Source organism: Actinoallomurus sp. NPDC052308 (assembly GCF_040679195.1).
GTDB lineage: Bacteria > Actinomycetota > Actinomycetes > Streptosporangiales > Streptosporangiaceae > Actinoallomurus > Actinoallomurus liliacearum.
The window spans coordinates 158,803-178,959 of the sequence record NZ_JBFAUM010000011.1 but is presented as its reverse complement, the minus strand read 5'-3'; the positions used below and the strand labels follow the sequence as shown (position 1 = coordinate 178,959).

Genomic DNA, 20,157 nt, shown 5'->3' with positions numbered 1-20,157 from the left:
TCGGGCCATGCGCGACCTGAACCCCGCGGACCTCTGGATCGTCTCCGGCCCGCCCGCCGCCGGTAAGTCGACGGTGGCGCGGCTGCTGCTGTCCCGGCTGCGGCCGGTGCCCGCTCTGCTGGACAAGGACACGATGTACGGGCCGTTCGTCGGCGCGACGCTGCGGGTGGCGGGACGCCCGGACGGCGAGCGCGAGGGGCCCTGGTACGACGAGTACGTCAAGGTTCACGAGTACGCGGGGATGACGGCCACGGCCCGGGAGGTCCGGTCGTACGGCTGCCCGGTGCTGCTGAGCGCGCCGTTCACCGGTCAGATCCACGACGCCGGGGGCTGGCGGGTCTGGGTCGAGGAGCTGGGTGGGCCGCCGGTCCGGCTCGTCTGGGTCCGGTCCGACGCCGAGACGCTGCGCGCCCGCCTGCTCAGCCGGGGGCTGGGGCGGGACGCCGGGAAGCTGGAGGGCTTCGACCGGTTCCTCGCCGGCGTACGGGCCGGCGAGCCGCCGGTCGTGCCGCACACCGCCCTGGACAACCGGTCCGGGGCCCGGCCGCTCGCCGACCAGGTCGACGAGGCGTTCTTCAGCGGTGGAACAGCTCGCGAAGGTTGACGACCAGGAGCACTCCGGCGACCACCACCAGCGGGGCCAGCAGGACGTACCGGCCGCCGTACTTGACCGCCAGTCCCAGCCCCACCGCCACGGCCAGGCCGCCGGCGAGCATCAGCAGCCCGGTGGCGAACGCCAGGAGCTTGCGCCGGACCCACGCCTCCATCGTGACGAACAGCAGCACGACGGCGGCGAGGAGGAAGGCGACGGGTTCGTGTGGGATCACGAAGACGCCGACCACCGCCAGCAGGAACAACGGCGTGCTCAGCGCCGCCCACGCGTGCAGGAACCGCGTGCGCGGCCCGCGGAACGGCGTGTACGGCAGGTGCGGCTCCCGCAGGTGCGCCTGCGGGGCGTCCGGAACGGGCGGGCGGGTCAGCGTCGCCTCGTGCGCGCTGCGTTCCTCGGCCAGCTCGGTGCGGTCGCGGACGAGCACGGCCAGGGCGGCCTCCGCCTTGGCGACGTCGGCGCTGCGCCGGCGGGCGAGGTTCCTGGTGTTGCGGTGCCCGGCCAGGGACGCCGCCGTCGTACGGAGCCGGCGCAGCTCCTCGCGGCCTCGTTCGATCTCGGCGTCGGCGGCCTTGATCTCCTCGTCGAGGGCCACGATCCGGGCTCGCAGGTCACGCCGCTCCGCCTCGGGGCTCGGCGGGATCTTCTGCAGCCCGGCCCAGCCGAGGGGGTCGGCCCACAGGGTTCGCACGCGGCCGTCCCGGTCGTAGCGTGGGCCGGCCGGGGCGCGCTCGCCGCCGACCCAGTCCCGGGTGTCCCGGCCCCACAGCCCGCGGAACCCCCGGACCCACGGCGTCTCGTCGGAGATGAGCACCGGACGCCACGTACGGTCCCGGCCGGGGCCGACGCGCTCCCCGTCGCCGAGGGCGTAGTCGATGAAGGGGATGCCGACCCCGTGATGCCGTTCCTCCCGCGACCAGGGGAAGGCCAGTCCCATCAGGCGCTGCACCCAGCGGACGTAGCGCCGGAGCCGTACGGGGTTGACGGTGACGAGGTACTGGCCGGGCAGGAACGCTCCGGAGTGCGACCCGGCCCCGACGAACACGATCGGGTGGTCCCCCTCCTTGCGCAGGTCGGGGTCGTCCCATCGGCGACGCAGGTCGTCGCCGCGCTCGTCGTGCGCGGACACCGCCACCCACGCCGGGCGCGGGCCGTCCTCGGTGTCGGCGAGGTACACGGTCACCGACTCCCAGTCGCCCTCGTGGTCGTTGACCCCGGCGAACGTCGTCCGCCAGTCGTTCATGGCGTACAGGAACCAGTACTGCAGCACGATGTAGCCGCCCTCACGGACCACCCGGCCGTAGTAGGTGGCGCGGTCCCGGCTCAGGTGCCGCTCGCCCAGGTCGGCGGCTGCCGCCGCGACCCCGCCGGGCACCGAGCCGCGCAGGAACAGCGAGGCGCGCAGCAGCACGTCGAAGACCCGCCCGATGAGGCCGACCGCGGCCAGGCGGCCGGAGCGGGCGATGGGCGGCTTGGCGTGGGCGCGGTGGGCGCGGACCTCCCGCCGGTCGAACGGCCGCTGCACGAGCAGCAGCGACAGAGCGGTGCCGGTGCGTTCGGCGGCCGTGGCGACCAGGCGCTCCGCCGTGAGCTCACCCGCCTCGACGAGCTGCCGCTCGCCCTGCCACAGGCTGCAGCAGCGGATGTAGTCCTCCGCGTCGACGGGGAAGAACCGCTCCCCCCGCGTGTAGGTCAGGATCGGCTCGTACCGCCGCAGCAGTGCCAGGTCGCGGTCGCTCGGAACGGCCCCGACTTCCTCTGTCACCAATCCCCCCATCGTGACGACGACTCCGCCCGTTTATACCGGGCCACATCACCACAAAGCGCGGAGGAACGACGCGCTTGAAAGGTTTCTTCCCGGGTAATCCGTAGGCGCCCGAGACTTCAGGGAGCTGATTTTCGATGACCGGGATGCTACGAGTACCTCGCAGCAGGGGTGCGCTCAGCGGCGTGATCCTCGTGCTGCTCGGCCTGTGGGGCGGGCTGGCCGCGCTCCTCGGCCCGTACTTCCACTTCGCGTTCGCTCCGGACAAGGCGTGGTCGTTCACGGCCGGCCGCGTCTGGCTGGAGCTCCTGCCGGCCTGCGCCCTGCTGGTCGGCGGCCTGATCCTGCTGGTGAGCGCCAACCGGGCCACGGCCGCCGCCGGCGCGTGGATCGCCGCGCTCGGCGGCGCCTGGTTCGTCGTCGGTGGCCCGCTCAGCGCGCTGTGGTCCGCCTCCGATCGGCTCGGCGCCCCCGTCGGGGGGACGACGCGCCAGGTGGTGGAGCAGATCGCGCTGCTGTACGGCGTGGGCGCGGTGGCCCTGTTCTTCGCCGCGGTGGCCCTCGGCCGTCTCGCGGTGGTCGGCGTCAAGGACGCCCGGCTCGCCGAGCGTGAGGCGCCGTACGTCGAGGAGGCTCCGACGGTGGAGGCACCGCGGCCGGTCCGTGAGGACCGGCCCGGGCCGATCCAGGCGACGCAGCCGCTGCCGCGCCGTACCGCCCCGCCTCCGATGACCCCGCCCGAGCAGCCGATGCCCCGGCCGGCCGAGCACACCGTGCCGCGGGCGCCCGAGCCGACGGATCGCCGGGTCGCCGGCGGTTCCGCCGACGACACCGGCACCTTCCGGCGGCCGGGCGAGGACACCGGAACGTTCCGGCGACCTGGCGAAGGCGTCTGATCCGCGAGCGTCCCGCCGGGGTGGGCGTCGGCCTCCCCCGGCGGGACGTTCCATGTCCGGCGGCGGCGCCGGCGAGCCGGCCCGTGCGACCGAGGAGTCAGGCGCCGTAGCGGTCGAGCATGGCGCGCGCGGACGCGATGACGCGCTCCCGGAGCTCCGGGGGTTCGAGGACCTCCGCCTCCGCCCCGAACTTGAGCAGCTCGGTGTGGGCGTGGCGGACGGACTCGATGGGGATCACGGTGCGCACCCAACCGTCCTCGTCCGGAGGTCCGGCGTTGCGCCGCGCCGCGCGGATCACCTCCGGCGTGACCAGGTGCTGGAGGATCCGCATCCCGGTCGGGGAGAACCGGACGACCGCCTCGCCGGTGAACATCGTGTCGCGGAACCGCGCCAGGTAGGACCGCCAGAACTCGGCGAGATCGAAGTCCGCCGGCCGCTCGAATCGTTCCTCGAGCATCTGCAGCGTCTGGATCCGGTCGACGCGGTAGGTGCGTTCGCCCCCCTCCGAGCGGCCGACGAGGTACCAGCTGCCCGCCTTCAGCACGAGGCCGAGCGGGTCGATGGTGCGGGTGACGGGCGTCGGCGTCTTCCACCGGCGGTAGCGCATGTGCAGGCGGCGCTGCTTCCAGACCGCGTCGGCGACGGTGTTGAGGTACGGCGTGGGCTCGCCGTCGTGGAACCAGCCCGGCGCGTCGAGGTGGAAGCGCTCGCGGAGCCGCGTCGCGCGGTCGGCCAGCTGCCGGGGCAGCGCCGCCATGAGCTTCAGCTCCGCCGCGGCGAGAACCGTGCCGAGACCGAGCTCGGCGGCGGGTCCGGGCAGGCCGGTGAGGAAGAGCGACTCGGCCTCCTCGGCGGTCAGCCCGGTCAGGCGCGTCCGGTAGCCGTCGAGCAGCTGATATCCACCGGCCGGGCCGCGGTCGGCGTACACCGGCACGCCCGACGCGGACAGGGACTCCACGTCGCGGTAGATCGTGCGCAGGGACACCTCCAGCTCATCCGCCAGCTCCTGGGCGGTCATGCGGCCCCGCGACTGCAGCAGCAGGAGGAGGGACACCAGGCGGCTCGCGCGCATGCGCCAAGTCTGCCCTGCGGTCGTCAGATGACGATGACCGTCTTCCCCCGGGCCCGCCCGGCCCTGCTGCGGGCGAGCGCGTCCGGCGCCTGGGGCAGGGTGACGGTGTCGCCGATGAGCACGCGGAGGTGGCCGGCGTCGATCTCCCGCGCGAGGTGTTCGAGCCGTTCGGTGCCCGCCTCGTTCAGGAAGTTGACGGCGTCGACGCCGGGCAGCCCCTCCTCCGGGACCGCGAACACCGGGCTGAGCACCGTACCGCCGGGCCGGACGACCGACAGCAGCTCACGCAGCCCCTGCGTGTCGCTGACCAGGTCGATCAGGGCGTCGACGGGGGCGGAGAGCCGTCCGGCGACCGGGCCGGAGGTGGGGTCGACGATCTCGGCCGCGCCCAGCGCCCGCATCAGGTCGGCCTTGTCGGCGGTCGCGGTGGCGACGACGATGATCCCGCGGGCGGCGGCCAACTGCGTGGCGAACGTGCCGACGCCTCCCGTCGCTCCGACGATGAGCAGCCGGCGGGCGTCACCGACCCGATCGACCAGGTTCAGCGCCGTCGTCCCGGCGGTCGGCACGGCCGCGGCCTCGCTCAGCGCGATCGTCCGCGGCGGAGCCGCGATGGCGTCCACCGGGGCGACGGCCCGCTCGGCGTACGAGCCGTGTCCGCGCCGGGGGTCCCCGAACTGGCCGAACACCGGATCGCCGGGCCGTACTCCGGTGACGCCCGGTCCCACCCGCTCGACGGTGCCCGCCCCGTCGGTGCCGACGACCAGCGGGAAGACCGCGTCCGGGATGGCGCCGTCGATGACCTTCCAGTCGAAGGGGTTCAGGCCCGCGGCGCTGATCCGGACCAGGACCTCGCCGGGACCCGGCTCGGGTACCGGCTGCTCGGTCAGCTCCGGCTGGGCCCCGAAATCGGACACCGTCACGGCTCGCATTGGTCCCCCCGAAATCCAGTGCGCTGCTCCGAGCACTACCCTGGGTAATCAAGGCTCATTCGTCGCGACGCGAAATGGCGATCTTGCTCGCCGCGGCGGATAACCTGCAGGGGTCCGTGCCCCTGGGGATCATTGGCAGGTTCGACAAGTGCGACCGACACGCCGTGGAGCGACCATGGCACGTCTTCATCTGGCCCGATCCGGCGCCGCGCTGGCGCTGCTCGCCGCGACGGTGACGGGGTGCAGCAGCGATTCCGGCGGAGGTACGGCGCACCCGCCGCGCGCGGCAGGAACCTCCGCGTCCCCGGCCGCCACGCCCACGCCCAACCCCCTCGCCACGTCGCCGGCGCCGTCCGGCGACCCGAGCGCGGCCGCGATCGACTCCTACCTTCGCGGGCTCGCGAAGAAGGGGAAGTTCACGGGGGCGGTCACGGTGGTGCGGCGCGGTCAGGTGCTGGCCCGCTTCGCCGCCGGTCAGGCCGACGAGGCGAAGAACGTCCCGAACAGTCCGGACACCATCTTCCGGATCGCCTCGGTGAGCAAGCAGTTCACCGCCATGCTCGTGCTGAAGCTGCAGGACCAGGGCAAGGTGAAGCTGGACGACAAGGTCTGCCCGTACCTCGTCCCCACCTACATCAAGGCCTGCCCGGCCGCGTGGAAGCCGATCACGGTCCGCGAGATCCTCGTCCACACCTCCGGCATCCCGGATATCTCCGAGATGCCAGACTTCTTTACGAAGCTGGACCAGCCGACCACGCCCAAGGAGATCATCAGCCGGTTCGTCCACAAACCCCTTGATTTCAAACCGGGCACGAGCTGGAAGTACAGCAACTCCGGCTACATCCTCGCCGGCGCGATCATCGAGAAGGTCACCGGCAAGGGCCTCGGCGACGTGCTGCGCGACGAGATCACCTCACCACTCGGGCTGCAGCACACCGGCTACAGCGACGGCGACCCGCCGGACGGCTGGGCCAAGGGCTACCTCTCGACCGGCAAGCCGGCCGGCCGCATCAACGGGTCGCAGGCCTACGCGGCCGGCGGCGTCTACACGACCGCCGACGACCTGACCCGCTGGGACCGTTCGTTCGGCGCCCACCTCGTCGCGCCGGCGGACACGGTGAAGCTGGCCTTCACCTCCCAGGCCGACTGCCCGTCCGGCGGCTGCCTCGACTCCCCCTCCACCGGGTACGCCTTCGGGTGGCTCGTCGACCGGCTGAACGGGCACCGGTACCTCTACCACCCCGGCCTGCTCGAGGGATACCACGCCAGCAACGTGTACCTGCCGGACGACGACATCGCCGTCGCCGTTCTCAGCAACGTGCAGGACACCGATGTCAACGGCATCGCCCGCCACCTGGCCGAGCTGGCCCTCAAGTCCTGACGGCGGCCGCGCCGCTCGCTCAACGGCCGCCCGTGGCGCGCAGGCCGTCGAAGACGACGGCGAGGGCGCGGGCCCGTACCTCGGCGTCACCGCCGACGTGCTCGGCTGCCTGTGACGCGCCGACCAGGAGGGTCAGGATCTCGGGCAGCCCGACGTCCGCCCGCACCGTCCCGGCCTCTTGGGCACGGCCGAGCAGCGCGCCGAGCGCGCGCCTGAGCTCCCGGCCCGTCCCGGCCGTGGTCTCCCGGACGTCGACGCCCGCCTCGGCCAGCGCGGCGGCCAAGGCGTTCTTGGTCGCGGCGTGGCCGACGACGCGGGCGAAGAACCCGAAGAAGGCCGTGCCCGGGTCCTCCGCGCTCATCAGCGCGTCGGCCTCGGCGGCCAGCCGGCCCAGCCGCGCGACGAACACTGCCTCGAGCAGCGCCTCCTTCGTCGGGAAGTGACGGAAGACGGTGCCGACGCCGAGGCCGGCCCGCCGGGCCACCTGTTCCGTGGAAGCGGTCGTGCCGTGCGCGGCGAACACCGCCTCCGCCGCCTCCAGGACCCGCGCGCGGTTGCGCAGCGCGTCCGCGCGGACCGGCCGTCCGCCGTCCGGGGTGGACGCGCGCCGCGGTGCGGTCATGCACACCTTCCTCATTGACAGACGGAGTCGCCACTCCGGATAATTCGATCCGGAGTGATCACTCCGATTAGCTTCGACGATCTGGACAGGAGTCTCGCATGCCCGAACCCACCGGTCCGCGCGCCGTGTTCGAGCGGTTGATCCGCGGCATCGCGGAGGGACGCTGGAACGACCTGGCGGACCTGTACGCCGAGGACGCCGTGGCCCATCAGCCGTTCGCCCCGCCGGGACCCGGCGCCCCCCGCCTCCTGGAGGGCAGGGAGGTCATCCGGGCGCGGTTCGCCGGCGCGGCCCGGATGGGCCTGCGGTTCGGCGTCCGCAACGTGGTCGTGCACGAGACCGCGGATCCCGAGGTGGTCATCGCGGAGTTCGACTACGACATCCCGGCCGGCGACGAGGTGCTGACCGCGGCCAACATCCAGGTGCTGCGCGTCCGTGACGGCCTGATCGTCGAGACGCGCGACTACCACGACCACCTCACCATCGCCCGCGCCACCGGCGGTCTCCGCGCCCTCGCCACGGCCCTCGCCGAGGAGCCCGCGTGACGCCCCGCGAGGTCTTCGAGCGGCTGATCGAGGGCGTCACGGCCCGCGACTGGGACGCGCTGCCCGAGTTGTACGCCGAGGACGCCGTCGTCGTGCACCCGATGGCCACGCCGAGCGAACCCCTCGTCGGCCGGGAGGCGCTGCGCCGGCACTTCGCCGACGCGGCCGCGCTCCCCCTGCGGATGAGCGCGCGCGACGTCGTGGTGCACGAGACCGCGGATCCGGAGGTCGTCATCGGGGAGTTCGAGTACGTCGGCCGGATCACGACCACCGGACGACGGTTCGCGATCCGCAACGTCTTCGTCCTCCGGGTCCGCGACGGCCTCGTCGTCGAGTCCCGGGACTACGCCGACCACCTGGCGTTCGGTGTCGCGATCGGCCGGCCGCCCGGCCCGCTCGCCGCCGTCCTCGCGGACGACCCCTCCCGCGACGACGCGCTATTTCCGGACATGTAACAACACTTACGAGTGTGGCCGCAGGTGGCCAGGATTTACCGCGTTCATTACTGTTTGTCGGGCCGCCCCCTAGGCTTGTCGATCATGGAGGCACGGGTCCCCGACGTCATCGACGTCCACACGCCGTCCCCTGCCCGCATGTACGACTACTGGCTGGGCGGCAAGGACAACTTCGCAGCCGACCGGGAGGCGGCCGAGAAGGTCATCGCCGCCCACCCCGAGCAGCGCAAGCTCGTGCGGGCGAACCGCGACTTCCTCGTACGCGTCGTGCGCCACCTCGCGGAGCAGGGGGTCGAGCAGTTCCTGGACCTCGGGACGGGGATCCCGACCTCACCGAACGTGCACGAGGTGGCCCGCGAGATCCGCCCGGCCGCCCGCGTCGTGTACGTCGACAACGACCCGATCGTCTTCGCGCACAACCGGGCGTTCCGCGCCACCGACGACCGGATCGCCACCGTGCGGGCGGACATCCGCCGCCCCCGCGAGATCCTGGGCGACCCGGCCGTCGAGCGGCTGCTCGACTTCGACCGGCCGATCGCCCTGCTCGCCATCGCCGTCCTGCACTTCGTCCCAGAGGGCGAAGAGGTGATCGGGACGCTGCGGGAGAACATGGCGCCCGGCAGCTTCCTGGCGCTGTCGACCGGAACGTACGAGGGCCTGACCCTGGAGCAGCGCGAGCGGATAGAGAACGCCTACGCCAAGTCCAGCGCCCCCGCCGTGATCCGCTCCCGCACGGAGATCGAACGGCTGTTCACCGGCTTCGACCTCGTCGAACCGGGCCTCGTCCACGTGGCCAGGTGGCGGTCCGACGGCCCGGAGACCAAGGGGCGGCTGCTGGCCGGCGTCGGCCGGCTCGGAACCTCCTCCCCGGTCGGCTGAGCGCTCATGAGGTCGGCTCTCGGCGGCTCAGCGGTTCCTCCAGCACCGTCCGGGCGATCTCCTCGGCGAGCCGTTCCAGCAGTGGGCCCGCGTCCTCCATGCACCGCGCCGGATCGGGTTCGAGATCGGTGAGCGCGTACGCCCCGGCGAATCCCGCCTCGCGGAGCTGGTCATCGCTCAGCGCCCGCCGCCCGGACACGGCGACGACCGGCACCCCCGCCCGCCGGGCCGCCCGCGCCACGCCCACCGGCGCCTTGCCGCGCAGGCTCTGCGTGTCCAGGGAACCCTCGCCCGTCACCACGAGGCGCGCGCCGTCGAGCTGCGCGGCGAACCCCAGCAGGTCGAGGAGGTAGGCGATGCCCGGTTCGACCCGGGCGGCCAGGAACACCAGTGCGCCGAACCCCACTCCGCCGGCCGCGCCCGCCCCGAGGTACCCGGCCATCACCAGGCCGAGGTCGCGGCGGACGATCGCGTCGAGGCGGGCCAGCCCCGCCACGAGGATCTCGACCTGCTCCGGATCGGCCCCCTTCTGCGGCGCGAACACGCGGGCGGCGCCGTCCGGGCCCAGCAACGGGCTGTTCACGTCGCTCGCCACCACGACCGTGACCCCCTGCATCCGGTCGGTCAGCGCCGACGTGTCGACGGCGTCGAGGTCGCGCAGCGCGGCGCCGCCCGGCGGGAGGTCCCGGCCCTGCGAGTCCAGGAGGCGGGCGCCCAGGGCGGCGGCCATGCCCGCGCCGCCGTCGGTGCAGGCGCTGCCGCCCAGGCCGAGGACGACCTGGCGCGCCCCGTCCGCCACCGCCGCGGCGATCAGCTCGCCGGTGCCGTGGCTGGAGGCGGTCAGCGGCGCGGGCACGCCGCCGGGCAGCAGACGCAGCCCGGACGCCTCGGCCAGTTCGACGACGGCCGTCTCGTCACGGATCGCGTAGGACGCCGTGACGGGCTCACCGGTCGGCCCGCTGACGACGGCGCGGCGCCGGGTGAAGCCGGCGGCGACCGCGGCGTCCACGGTGCCGTCGCCGCCGTCCGCGACCGGCATGGTCGTCAGCCGGACCTCCGGATGGACGCGGCGCAGCCCGGCTGCGACGCGCGCGGCCACCTCGGGAGCGGTCAGCGACCCTTTGAACTTGTCGGGTGCGATGACGACGTGGCTGCTCATGGATTCCCTTCTCAACGGACCGGAATCACGATCTTGTGCCGCCGATTATCCAGTCTCGTCCGGGTCCTTCCGCACAGGTCGGCGGCCGGACGGGTCCGCACCCCGGTCCGAGGGCCCGCCGCTCCGGCCGGTCCTACCCGCATCCGTGGACGTCACCGCCCCTCCGGTCACGTGAGCAGGGACGACAGGACACCGGACGGAATCACCCGACCTTGGCAATGGTTACTCTTCATCGGAGGCACACGATTGGGGTTCCATCGATGACCGGCGACCAGCTCACCACCGACGAGCAGCCCACCACCGGCGACCAGCCCACCAGCGGCGAGCAGCCCACTCCGCGCAAGAAGTCCTATGAGGAGAAGTTCGCGGAGCGCCTCGCCAAGCGGCAGGCCGGGCGGGCGCCCCTGAAGGAGGGCAAGGTCTTCGAGCACGGCCCCGCCAAGTTCGTGTTCATGTTCATCATCGGATTCGTCATCGTGACGCACGTCGCCATCCTCATCGTCATGATGGCCAGCGGGATGCGCTGACCGCGCGGAACGCGCCGGCCGCCGGGACGCACCGACCGGCCGGCACGGACAAGCCGAACGATCTTGCCGTCGGGCGACCGCGCCTCTAAGGTGCGGAGTCCTACCGGTCAACGCACGTCGACGACGGCGCGCCGGCCGTTCCCCGTGACCCGGGACCGGGTCGCGATGGCTGCCTTCGAGGAGATCGTCCATGCGCCTGCGCCGGCTCGCCTCCCTCGTCTCCGTCGCCGCCGTCACCGTGTCGCTCGGCACCGCACCGGCCGCGGGCGCGACGACGGTGCCCGACGACCGGCCGCTGCCGCCGTACACGATCAGCAACCCGGCGCTCCCGCCGCTGACGGCCGACGGCCGGACGACCACCGTGCGCCAGGGCGTCTTCCATCACGCGGCGTACGACATCGAGGTGCCGGCGGACTGGAACGGCGAACTGGTGATGTGGTCGCACGGCTACCGCGGCGCGTCGACGACGCTGACCGTGGATCCGCCCGCCTTCGGGCTGCGGCAGAAGCTGATCGGCGAGGGCTACGCCTGGGCCGCGTCGTCGTACGCCGACAACGACTACGACGTGCGCTCCGGAGTCGTGGAGACCCGCGACCTCGCCGACCTGTTCACCCGGCTGCTGCGCAGACCACGCCGTACCTACATCGCGGGCGTGTCCATGGGCGGCCACGTGATCGGCCGGTCGATCGAGCAGTACCCGAACTTCTACTCCGGCGCCCTGCCGATGTGCGGGGTGCTCGGCGACGACCGGCTCTTCGACTTCTTCCTGGACTACAACCTGGTGGCCCAGGACCTGGCGGGCGTGCGCGCCCATCCCGCGCCGGCCGACTACCTGACGAACGCCGTGCCGAGGATCGAGCAGGCGCTCGGGCTCGACGCACTGCGGCCGGGCGGCCCGGACACCACCAACGACCTCGGAAAGCAACTGCGGGCCATCACGATCGACCGCTCCGGCGGCCCCCGGCCCGGCGCCGAGGCCGCCTTCCCCCTCTGGAAGGACTTCCTGTTCAGCCTGGGGGCCCCGGCGGCCGGCACGAGCCTGGCGCAGGACCCCGCGCGGGTCGCCGGCAACGCCGGTACGCGCTACACGCCGAACACGCCGGTCGATGTGAACGCCACCGTGCAGCGGGTCCGCCCCGCCGACCCGGTCGACCGGTACTCCGCCCGGCTCTCCCAGATCCCGCGCGTCTTCGGGCTGCCCACCGCCAAGGTCGTCACCCTGCACGGTCTGGGCGACATGTTCGTGCCGTTCTCGATGGAGGAGATCTACGGCTCGGAGGTCGCCCGCGCCCACCGGTCGGGCCTCGTCGTGCAGCGCGCCATCCGGACCGCGCAGCACTGTGAGTTCTCCGCCGCCGAGGCCGGGCAGGCCTGGGACGACCTGGCCCGCTGGGTGCAGGGCGGCCCCCGCCCGGCCGGCGACCCGGTCACCGACCCGGCGGCGGTGGCGCGTCCCGACTTCGGCTGCCGGTTCACCGACGCGACCGCCTATCCCTCCGGCACGCGCGGGCTGTTCCCCGCCTGTCCCCGGTCCTGACGAGGCCGTCGCGATGAACGTCGAAGAGCAGCGGGGGTACGCGCGGCGGCTCGCCGCCGAGTCGATCGCCGCGGGCGACGCCACGGGATGGTTCGAGCGTCTGTACGCGGCGGCCGACCGCGGGGAGGCGTCGGTGCCCTGGGCCGACCTGGTGCCCAACCCGATGCTGCGGGCGTGGGCGCGCCCGGGTTCGGATCGCGCCGTGGTCGTCGGCTGCGGGCTGGGCGACGACGCCGAGTACCTCGCCGGGCTCGGCCACCACGTGACCGCCTTCGACGTCTCCGAGTCCGCCGTCGCGCGGGCCCGCTCCCGTTTCCCGGACTCCCGCGTGGAGTACCACGCGGCGGATCTGCTCTCCCCTCCCCCGGAGTGGCGACGGGCCTTCGACCTGGTCGTCGAGAGCTACACCGTCCAGGTGCTGCGCGGGGAGGCGCGGAGGCGCGCCATCGCCGGCGTCGCCGACCTGGTCGCCCCGGGCGGGACCCTGCTCGTCATCGCGCGCGCCAGGGAGGAGAGCGACGATCCGGGCCGGATGCCCTGGCCGCTGACCCGCGCCGAGGTCGAGTCGTTCCCCTTGCCCGCCGTACGGGTCGAGGACCTCTTCGACGACGAGGACCCGCCCGTACGCCGCTGGCGCGCGGAGTTCCGCAGGCCCGCCGGGTCCTGAACCTCCGGGTCACGCGACCGGCGAGTCTCCGGTGACCTCCCGCAGGATCGCGCGCGCCTCCTCGGGATAGCTCTCGATCAGCCGCCGCAGCTCGCCCAGATCCGCGAGACGGCTCGCCCGCCCGACCGTCGGCAGCGCAAGGACGCTGCGGAACTCCTGAAGCGCCCGGGCGAGGTCGTCGTTCACGCGAGCCGTGCCCGGGACGCGGCGAGCCGACCATGCGCACGGGACAGTGCAGCCACATTAAGTAGTCAACTCGCTACTTTCGGTATACGCAAGCATCCTGTCGCTCTGTTCATAGTGTGAGACGATTCTTCTTGTAATGTGAGATAGCCGCTAAGGTGATCGACGAGAAGGGGTGATCACCGTGATCAGAGAATGGGACGCCGCGACGTACGACTCCCTCCCGCTGCCGCATCTGCGCTGGGGCCGGCGCACCCTCGAGCGGCTGCCGCTGACCGGCGCCGAGACGGTGCTGGAGGCCGGCTGCGGCACCGGCCGCGACACGGAGGCGCTGCTGGACCTGCTGCCGCGGGGACGCGTCATCGCGGTGGACGGATCGGCACGTATGCTGGACCGGCTCCGCGACAGGCTCGCGGACCGCCTCGACCGGGTCGACGTGCATCAGGCCGACCTCACCCGGCCGTTGCCGATCACGGGCGCCGACGCCGCGTTCAGCGTCGCGACCTTCCACTGGATCCACGACCACGACGCGTTGTTCGCGAACATCGCACGGGCGCTTCGGCCGGGAGCGCCGTTCGCCGCCGACTGCGGTGGGCACGGCAACGTCGCCCGGGTGCGGGCGGCCCTGGCGAAGGTCACCGGGGAGGAGCCCCAGACGTGGAACTTCGCCGGCGCGGAGGAGACCCGGCGGCGCCTGGAGGCGGCCGGCTTCACCGACGTCGAGGTCACCCTCGTACCGGACCCGGCCCGGCTGGAAGCGGGCGAGCAGTTCGAGAGCTACCTGACCACCGTGGTCCTCGGCGCACAGCTCGACCGGCTCCCGGCCGCCGAGCACCGCGACTTCGTGCGGGCGGTCGCCGCGGAGCTGCCCGAGCCGGTGGTCGACTACGTACGCCTCGAGTTCTCGGCGCGGCGCGCCGGGAGCTGATCGACGCGGTCGCGGCGGCGACTCTCGCCGGTGGAGGAGCCGCCGCCTTTACGTTGTAGATCATTAAGCCCGATGCCGGTCAGTGGGCCCGGTCGAGGAGAAGACCGAAGAGCACCGCGAGGTCCTCGGAGGCCGGGCCGCCCACGCCTTCGGCGTGGAGGACGTGGAGCGCCCGGCGCAGGCAGGCAGCGGCCCGCTCCCGGGTCCGCCGCCGTCCACCGGCGTCCTCGATCAGGTTCCGTGCCAGATCGAGCTCCTCCTCGCCGGTGAGCGGCGCCGCGAGGACCTCCTCCAGCCGCCGCGCGGCCGGCGTGCCGGATTCCAGCGCGGCGAGGACCGGCAGGGTCTTCTTGCCGCGCCGCAGGTCACTCGACGCGGGCTTGCCGGTGACGGAGGGATCGCCCCAGATGCCGAGAAGGTCGTCCGTCATCTGGAAGGCCAGACCGAGTTGCCGTCCCATCACCGCGATCCGCTCCGCCCGCTCCGGCGGGCCCCCGCCGAGCAGGCACCCGATCGCCGCGGCGCAGCCGAGCAGCGCACCCGTCTTGGCCTCCGCCATCGCGACGTACTCCTCGACCGTGACCGCGTCCCGCCCGGTCCAGGGCCGGCCCTCGAAGGCGATGTCCTCGGCCTGACCGTGCACCAGCTCGATGAGCGTGGCCGACAACCGCTCCATGGCGGCCGCCGCGCCGGGTCCCGGCACCCGGGCCAGCGTCGCCATCGCCAGGGCGAGGAGCGCGTCGCCGGTCAGGATGGCGGGCCCCACCCCGTAGGCGCGCCACACCGACGCGCGGTGCCGGCGACGCTCATCGCCGTCCATGATGTCGTCGTGCACGAGGGAGAAGGCGTGCACCAGCTCGACCGCGACCGCGCCGGCCAGTGCCGAATCGGCGGGCGCCCCGGCCGCTCCGGCGCACAGCAGCACGAGCGCGGGCCGGAGGCCCTTGCCGCCGGTCGCCGGGCTCCCGCCCGACGGCCGTCCGTCGCGGCCGGCCCACCCGAAGGCGTACGCCGCCATCCGGGCGGGCCAGGGATGCAACGTCTCGACCGCCGCCCGCAGGGCCGGGGCGGCCAGCGAACTCCAACGGGACAGGATCACGGCGGCGTCGTCACCGGCCTCCGCCGGCGGGGAGACGTCGAGGGGCATACGGGGTCCGTTCCGCGGCCAGGGGAGGAAGATCGACGAACTACGCATTCCCGACAGTCGGACAGGCCCAAACCTGGATTTCGCTGAGAAGAAAATCACACTCCGCACCCCGGCGAGCGCGGGCCGTGGGACTCCGGCCCCCTCTGGCACCCGCCGCGCACTCCCGCCGCACCGCCCTCCCGTCTCCGGCCACGCCCGCGGCCACGCCTCCTGAGGGCCCGTTCGCGCTGCTCAGCGCGGACCGCGCCGCGTCGGCTCCGTCGCGTCATCCGGCCCTGCCCGCAACGCCGGCCGCTCTCCGCGCGCTCCTTCGAGCCGCCCCGGAGACCGGCACCGCCTCCGGCGTTCCGCCCCTCCTGAGCGCTCCCGACGAACGAGGTAACGACATCCTTACCTTATAGTTAGTAGCGTCATGTGTACGACTCATGTGACATTTCGGATCGCTGACCACAAAGAGGCGAGGATTGGCGTGTTAAACGAGTCATCGGCCGCAACGGCGGTCTGAATTCCGTCTTCCCCGCTCGGCTGACACCCTCCTGACCAGACGGGACTCGATCGCCGCTCCTCCTTTATCGATCACGACGGCGAAACTCCCCGGCGTCGATCCGCCATTCCCGGATTCCGCTATCGACTTTCCAGATTGGGACGACTGTGACGTCGACCGACGCTCGAATGCCCAGACCACGGGACGCGAAGACCATTTCCTCGTTCCGCTTTCTCCCGGCACTGCTGCGCGACCCCGTTCAGGCGACGGACGAGGTCGGAAGGATCTCCGATGGCGACATCGTGCGACTGGGCGTCGTTGGACCGTTCCGCCCTTACCTGGTGACCCATCCCGACCATGTGCAGCACGTCCTCCGCGATCACGCCGACAACTACCGTCGCGAGGGTCTGCTGTGGAAGCCGCTCAGCCGGCTGGTCGGCGAGCCCTCGGGCGCGGACCCGGCGTGGGCGCTCAAGAAGGGCGCCTACCAGGCCATGTTCTCCGGTCCGAACATCGCGTCCTTCACGGACGACGTGGCCAGGGCCATCGTCGAGGCCGTCGACGAGCTCGCCGGGCGAGCGGTCGGCCGCCCGGTCGACGCCGCCGACGAGATGACCCGGCTGGTCTATCGGGCGATCACGCGCGTCATCGTCGGCGACAAGATGCCCCTCGACCAGATCGACGAACTCGGCCGGGTGCTGGCGACCGCGACGACGTCCTCCTTCCGCTCGCGGATGCTGCTCCCGTTCGTGCCGTTCTGGGTGCCGCTCCCGGGCGACCGCGCGTTCCGCCGCGCCGTCCAGGCGGTCGACGACCTGATCTTTCCGATCGTCCGCGACTCCCGCCGACGGGGCGCGGACGGCGGGGACATCGTCTCCCGGCTCATCCGGGCGCGCGACGAGAACGGCAACGGCCTCGACGAGCAGAACATCCGCGACGGGGTGGTCGCCCTGTTCGTGGCCGCGACGGAGACCTCGGTGAGCATCCTGTCCTTCCTCTGGATGGTGCTCGACTCCCGGCCGGACATCGCCGCCAAGCTCTACGCGGAGATCGACCGGGTGGTCGGGACGGATCACCCGAGGCGCGCCCACCTGTCCGAGCTGCGGTACGCCAAAATGGTCACCCAAGAGGTACTGCGGCTCTACAGCCCGGGGTGGATCATTCCCCGAACCGTCGTCGCGGACGACGTCATCGACGGCGTCCGCATTCGAAAGGGATCGATCCTCGTCATCAGTCCCTATCTCACGCACCGGCTGGCCGATGTATGGCCCGATCCGCGGGTCTTCGACCCCGAGCGGTTCGCGCCCGGGCAGTCGCGGCACCGGTTCGCGTTCCTCACCTTCAGCGGCGGGCCGCACCAGTGCGTCGGCAGCTACTTCTTCACCATCGAGGCACAGCTCATCATGGCGGCGATGCTGAGCCGGTTCGAGCCGGTGATCCACGGCTCACCGTCGATCGAGCCCCGGCTCGGGCTGACCCTGAAGCCGAGCGAGCGGATCCAGTTCCTGCTGCGTCCTCGCGGCCGCGTCACCTCGAACGTCTGAGGCGCGCTCATGACCGAGCGAAGCGAGGGAATCGGTGAGCAGAGCATCTTGGTCATGAGGCCGACGAAGGAGGCCTCATGACTCTTTCCGACATCGGTGGCACGGTCCTGCCCGCCGTCGAGAGCGGGCGGGTCTGCGCCGTCGCCGGCCGCGCCCAGCGCGAGGCGCGAGAGTGGACCGCGCGCTACGAGGGCCTGTTCGGCGCTGAGCCGTTCGACGCCACTCTGGTCAACACCGTCTGCCTCCGCACGGCGTTCAGCGCGCCGTGGCTCGGCGCGGCCGAGCTGCGGATGACGAACCGCGTCGCCGTCTGGAGCTCCGGCGTCGACCGGCTCATCGGCCATGCCGCGACGCCCCGGTCCGAGGTGCGGAACGTGGTCGAGCGGTGCCTGGCGGTCGCCGACGGCGCGCCGGCCCCGGACGGCGACGACCTGGCCCGTGCCCTCGCCGACATCCGTGACGACCTCGCGTCGTCGCCCGCGTTCCCCGCGCTGCGGGACGTCTGGCGCGAGGAGCTGCGCCGCTTCCTCACCGCGATGACGCTGGAACGGGACGGGAACGCGGCCCGCGCGGACGGCTCCGCACCCGCCTTCGCGGACCACCTGGAGAACGCCGACGACCTGGGCTTCTCGTTCGCGTTCGTCTCGCACTGGGCGGCCACCGCCGAGGCGCCCCCGGTCGAGGACGTTCCCGCCGTCATGGCGGTGAGCCGGGAGGCCCAGCGGACCATGCGCCTGATCGACGACCTGGGCACCTTCGAACGCGACCTGTCCCGGGGCGACCTGAACGCGCTGCTGCCCGGGGTCACCGAGGGCGAGGTACGGGACCACCTCGCCGCGGTCGGCGCGCGGTTCCGGGCGCTCCTCGACCCGCTGCGCGCCGGTCACCCGCACCTGGCCGCGTACATGGAACGCCAGGTCGACTTCTGCGAGGGGCTCCAGGAGCCCACCGACCACTGGGAGGCCCTGTGACGGTCGGCGGGGACCCGTCCGCGCGCACGATCGAGCAGGCCGGCCCGGCGGCGCCGGACGTCACGGCGGCGGCCGCCGAGCTGATGGCGGGGCTGGCGGCGACGCCCTGGGGCCAGGTCTCCCCCTCGGTGTACGAGACGGGACGGCTCGTGGCCCTGGCGCCCTGGCTGGTGGGCCACACCCGGCGGCTCGGCTTCCTGCTGGCGGCGCAGCGGCCGGACGGAGGCTGGGGCGGACCGGGCGGCTACGCCGTCGTCCCCACGCTGAGCGCGACCGACGCACTGCTGGCCGAGCTCCGCCGGTCGGGCGACGACCACGGCCGTACGGATCTGGCCCGGGCCGCCGACCGGGGGCTGGCTGCGCTGTCCCGGCTGGCCGACGAGCTGGACGGCCGGACGATGCCGGACATGCCCGCCGCCGACCTCATCGCGGCCGCGCTCGTCGAGTCCATCGACCGGGCCCTGGCGGGTCCCGTCCCGGGCGTCGCGGGCGGGCCGGCCGGTGGGCGTCCGCGCACGCCACGCGGGCTGGACGGCACCAAGCGGCTCTCCGCCGTACGCGCGTTGCTCAGCGTGGGGGCCGCACCGCCGGAGAAGCTCCTTCACGCCCTGGAGGCGGTGGGCGGGGACGCGCGCGGCGTCCCGGCGGCGCGCCCGGGCCCGACGGGGATCGTCGGCGCCTCGCCGGCCGCCACCGCGGCCTGGCTCGGCGGGGAGGCGCCCGTCCCGGAGGACCCCGCCCGGCGGTTCCTGGAGATGGTGGTCGAGCAGCACGGCGGCCCGGTGCCCTGCGGGCTGCCGATCACGGTGTTCGAGCGCGCCTGGGTGATCACCACCCTCGTACGGGCCGGGATCGGCGTGACCGTGCCGCCCACCGTCCTCTCCAGTCTGCGGCAGGCCCTCGACCCGGTCGGGACGCCCGCCGGGGAAGGACTGCCGGCCGACGCGGACACGACGGCCGGGGCGCTGTACGCGCTCGGCCTGCTCGGCCTGCCGTTCGGGCTGGACGGCCTGGAGCCGTACCGGATGGAGAAGCACTTCTGCACGTGGCAGGGTGAGGACGGGTTCTCCGTCAGCACCAACGCCCACGTCCTGGAGGCGTTCGGGCAGTACCTCGTCCGGCACCCGGACTCCCCGCCGCGGATCGCGGAGGTCGTCCCCGGGCTGGCGGCGCTGGTGCGCGACCATCAGCGGGCCGACGGGAGCTGGCACGACCGGTGGCACGCCTCGCCGTACTACGCCACCGCGTGCTGCGTGCTCGCCCTGGGCCGGTTCGGCGGCGACCGCGCGCGGGCGACGGTCCGGCGCGCCGTGCGGTGGCTGCTCGCGACCCAGCGCGCCGACGGTTCGTGGGGCCGGTGGGAGGGCACCGCGGAGGAGACCGCCTACGCGACGCAGGTCCTGCTCCTGGTCGGACCGGGCGACGGCGCCTGCCGGGCCGCGGCGGCGCGCGGATACGCCTACCTGGTCCGGACCGGGGATTCGGGAGGGGACGGTCCGGCGCTCTGGCACGACAAGGACCTCTATCGGCCGACGGCGATCGTACGGGCGGCGGTCCTGGCCGCGGTGCGTCTTGCGCGGCGCGATCCCGGAGTGATGGCGCTGGTCCGGGAGGACACGGCGATCGGCGGCTGACGGCCCCGCCCCGTTTCACGGCGAATTTTTCCGACACTAGTGGACAAATCACCACATAAACGGTCAAAGCCTGCGCGTTTCCTGTAATTGCAGTCTGTAAGTCATCCATTGCTAAAGTGCGACGGGCGTTGATCGGCGCGACGGTGCCGTGAGGCGTTTCGACATCGGGTGCCGGCACCGTCCATACCTTCGTGACGGGCTGCGGATCCCTGAGGATCT

General features: G+C 73.0%; 20 protein-coding genes. 13 read left to right on the top strand and 7 right to left on the bottom strand.

The features are described 5' to 3' along the window. Window positions 1-7 precede the first annotated feature (7 nt). Window positions 8-604: an AAA family ATPase gene (locus AB0L00_RS25625; protein WP_364438890.1), complete on the top strand. Its 597-nt coding sequence runs from the start codon at window positions 8-10 to the stop codon at window positions 602-604. On the opposite strand, the gene AB0L00_RS25620 is transcribed toward AB0L00_RS25625, so the two are convergent. After that, complete coding sequence (locus tag AB0L00_RS25620; RefSeq protein ID WP_364439001.1) at window positions 576-2,375, bottom strand: hypothetical protein; 1,800 nt, start codon at window positions 2,373-2,375, stop codon at window positions 576-578. The genes AB0L00_RS25625 and AB0L00_RS25620 overlap by 29 nt on opposite strands. A 146-nt stretch (window positions 2,376-2,521) precedes the next feature. Between AB0L00_RS25620 and AB0L00_RS25615 the strand changes: the two genes are divergently transcribed. Next, on the top strand, window positions 2,522-3,271 hold the full coding sequence (locus AB0L00_RS25615) for a hypothetical protein (protein ID WP_364438887.1): 750 nt from the start codon (window positions 2,522-2,524) through the stop codon (window positions 3,269-3,271). A gap of 97 nt (window positions 3,272-3,368) precedes the next feature. On the opposite strand, the gene AB0L00_RS25610 is transcribed toward AB0L00_RS25615, so the two are convergent. Continuing rightward, window positions 3,369-4,343 (bottom strand): YafY family protein, encoded by a 975-nt coding sequence (locus tag AB0L00_RS25610; protein WP_364438884.1) that lies wholly within the window; start codon window positions 4,341-4,343, stop codon window positions 3,369-3,371. Between the two features lie 23 nt (window positions 4,344-4,366). Further along, complete coding sequence (locus AB0L00_RS25605; protein WP_364438881.1) at window positions 4,367-5,275, bottom strand: NADP-dependent oxidoreductase; 909 nt, start codon at window positions 5,273-5,275, stop codon at window positions 4,367-4,369. A 175-nt stretch (window positions 5,276-5,450) separates the two neighbouring features. On the opposite strand from AB0L00_RS25605, the gene AB0L00_RS25600 reads away from it, so the two are divergent. Beyond that, the gene (locus AB0L00_RS25600) at window positions 5,451-6,656 is read left to right on the top strand and encodes a serine hydrolase (protein ID WP_364438878.1); all 1,206 of its coding nucleotides are present in this window, start codon (window positions 5,451-5,453) and stop codon (window positions 6,654-6,656) included. Between the two features lie 19 nt (window positions 6,657-6,675). Here AB0L00_RS25600 and AB0L00_RS25595 read toward each other — a convergent pair whose 3' ends face one another. Then, on the bottom strand, window positions 6,676-7,278 hold the full coding sequence (locus AB0L00_RS25595; RefSeq protein ID WP_364438875.1) for a helix-turn-helix domain-containing protein: 603 nt from the start codon (window positions 7,276-7,278) through the stop codon (window positions 6,676-6,678). A 98-nt stretch (window positions 7,279-7,376) separates the two neighbouring features. On the opposite strand from AB0L00_RS25595, the gene AB0L00_RS25590 reads away from it, so the two are divergent. The 3 genes from AB0L00_RS25590 (at window position 7,377) to AB0L00_RS25580 (ending at window position 9,157) form a co-directional block, all read left to right on the top strand. Continuing rightward, the gene (locus AB0L00_RS25590) at window positions 7,377-7,823 is read left to right on the top strand and encodes a nuclear transport factor 2 family protein (RefSeq protein ID WP_364438872.1); all 447 of its coding nucleotides are present in this window, start codon (window positions 7,377-7,379) and stop codon (window positions 7,821-7,823) included. After that, window positions 7,820-8,278 carry a nuclear transport factor 2 family protein gene (locus AB0L00_RS25585; RefSeq protein ID WP_364438869.1) on the top strand — a complete coding sequence of 153 codons (459 nt, stop codon included), beginning with the start codon at window positions 7,820-7,822 and terminating at the stop codon, window positions 8,276-8,278. The genes AB0L00_RS25590 and AB0L00_RS25585 overlap by 4 nt, the downstream gene beginning before the upstream one ends. 84 nt (window positions 8,279-8,362) lie before the next feature. Next, window positions 8,363-9,157: an SAM-dependent methyltransferase gene (locus AB0L00_RS25580; RefSeq protein ID WP_364438867.1), complete on the top strand. Its 795-nt coding sequence runs from the start codon at window positions 8,363-8,365 to the stop codon at window positions 9,155-9,157. A 4-nt stretch (window positions 9,158-9,161) separates the two neighbouring features. Here the strand turns inward: AB0L00_RS25580 and AB0L00_RS25575 are convergent, their stop codons facing one another. Continuing rightward, window positions 9,162-10,316 (bottom strand): glycerate kinase, encoded by a 1,155-nt coding sequence (locus AB0L00_RS25575; protein WP_364438864.1) that lies wholly within the window; start codon window positions 10,314-10,316, stop codon window positions 9,162-9,164. Window positions 10,317-10,576: 260 nt separating this feature from the next. Between AB0L00_RS25575 and AB0L00_RS25570 the strand changes: the two genes are divergently transcribed. From AB0L00_RS25570 to AB0L00_RS25560, 3 genes are all read left to right on the top strand, one after another. Further along, a complete protein-coding gene (locus tag AB0L00_RS25570; protein WP_364438862.1) occupies window positions 10,577-10,843 on the top strand; it encodes a hypothetical protein in 267 nt (88 codons plus the stop codon). Between the two features lie 190 nt (window positions 10,844-11,033). Then, window positions 11,034-12,380, top strand: coding sequence for a hypothetical protein (locus AB0L00_RS25565; protein ID WP_364438859.1), 1,347 nt, complete (start codon window positions 11,034-11,036; stop codon window positions 12,378-12,380). Between the two features lie 13 nt (window positions 12,381-12,393). Further along, the gene (locus tag AB0L00_RS25560) at window positions 12,394-13,047 is read left to right on the top strand and encodes a class I SAM-dependent methyltransferase (protein ID WP_364438857.1); all 654 of its coding nucleotides are present in this window, start codon (window positions 12,394-12,396) and stop codon (window positions 13,045-13,047) included. 9 nt (window positions 13,048-13,056) lie between these two features. Here AB0L00_RS25560 and AB0L00_RS25555 read toward each other — a convergent pair whose 3' ends face one another. Continuing rightward, window positions 13,057-13,233 carry a hypothetical protein gene (locus tag AB0L00_RS25555; RefSeq protein WP_364438854.1) on the bottom strand — a complete coding sequence of 59 codons (177 nt, stop codon included), beginning with the start codon at window positions 13,231-13,233 and terminating at the stop codon, window positions 13,057-13,059. Window positions 13,234-13,414: 181 nt separating this feature from the next. Here AB0L00_RS25555 and AB0L00_RS25550 point away from each other — a divergent pair, with 181 nt between their 5' ends. Then, entirely contained in the window at window positions 13,415-14,158 is a 744-nt protein-coding gene (locus AB0L00_RS25550) for a class I SAM-dependent methyltransferase (RefSeq protein ID WP_364438851.1), read from the top strand. A 79-nt stretch (window positions 14,159-14,237) separates the two neighbouring features. Here AB0L00_RS25550 and AB0L00_RS25545 read toward each other — a convergent pair whose 3' ends face one another. Beyond that, a complete protein-coding gene (locus tag AB0L00_RS25545; protein ID WP_364438849.1) occupies window positions 14,238-15,305 on the bottom strand; it encodes a polyprenyl synthetase family protein in 1,068 nt (355 codons plus the stop codon). A gap of 672 nt (window positions 15,306-15,977) precedes the next feature. Here AB0L00_RS25545 and AB0L00_RS25540 point away from each other — a divergent pair. The 3 genes from AB0L00_RS25540 to AB0L00_RS25530 all read left to right on the top strand — a co-directional run bounded on the left by AB0L00_RS25540 (window position 15,978) and on the right by AB0L00_RS25530 (window position 19,938). Next, window positions 15,978-17,333, top strand: a complete 1,356-nt coding sequence (locus AB0L00_RS25540) for a cytochrome P450 (RefSeq protein WP_364438846.1) — start codon at window positions 15,978-15,980, stop codon at window positions 17,331-17,333. A 77-nt stretch (window positions 17,334-17,410) separates the two neighbouring features. Continuing rightward, the gene (locus AB0L00_RS25535; RefSeq protein ID WP_364438843.1) at window positions 17,411-18,304 is read left to right on the top strand and encodes a terpene synthase family protein; all 894 of its coding nucleotides are present in this window, start codon (window positions 17,411-17,413) and stop codon (window positions 18,302-18,304) included. Continuing rightward, the gene (locus AB0L00_RS25530; RefSeq protein ID WP_364438841.1) at window positions 18,301-19,938 is read left to right on the top strand and encodes a prenyltransferase/squalene oxidase repeat-containing protein; all 1,638 of its coding nucleotides are present in this window, start codon (window positions 18,301-18,303) and stop codon (window positions 19,936-19,938) included. The genes AB0L00_RS25535 and AB0L00_RS25530 overlap by 4 nt, the downstream gene beginning before the upstream one ends. Window positions 19,939-20,157 lie beyond the last annotated feature (219 nt).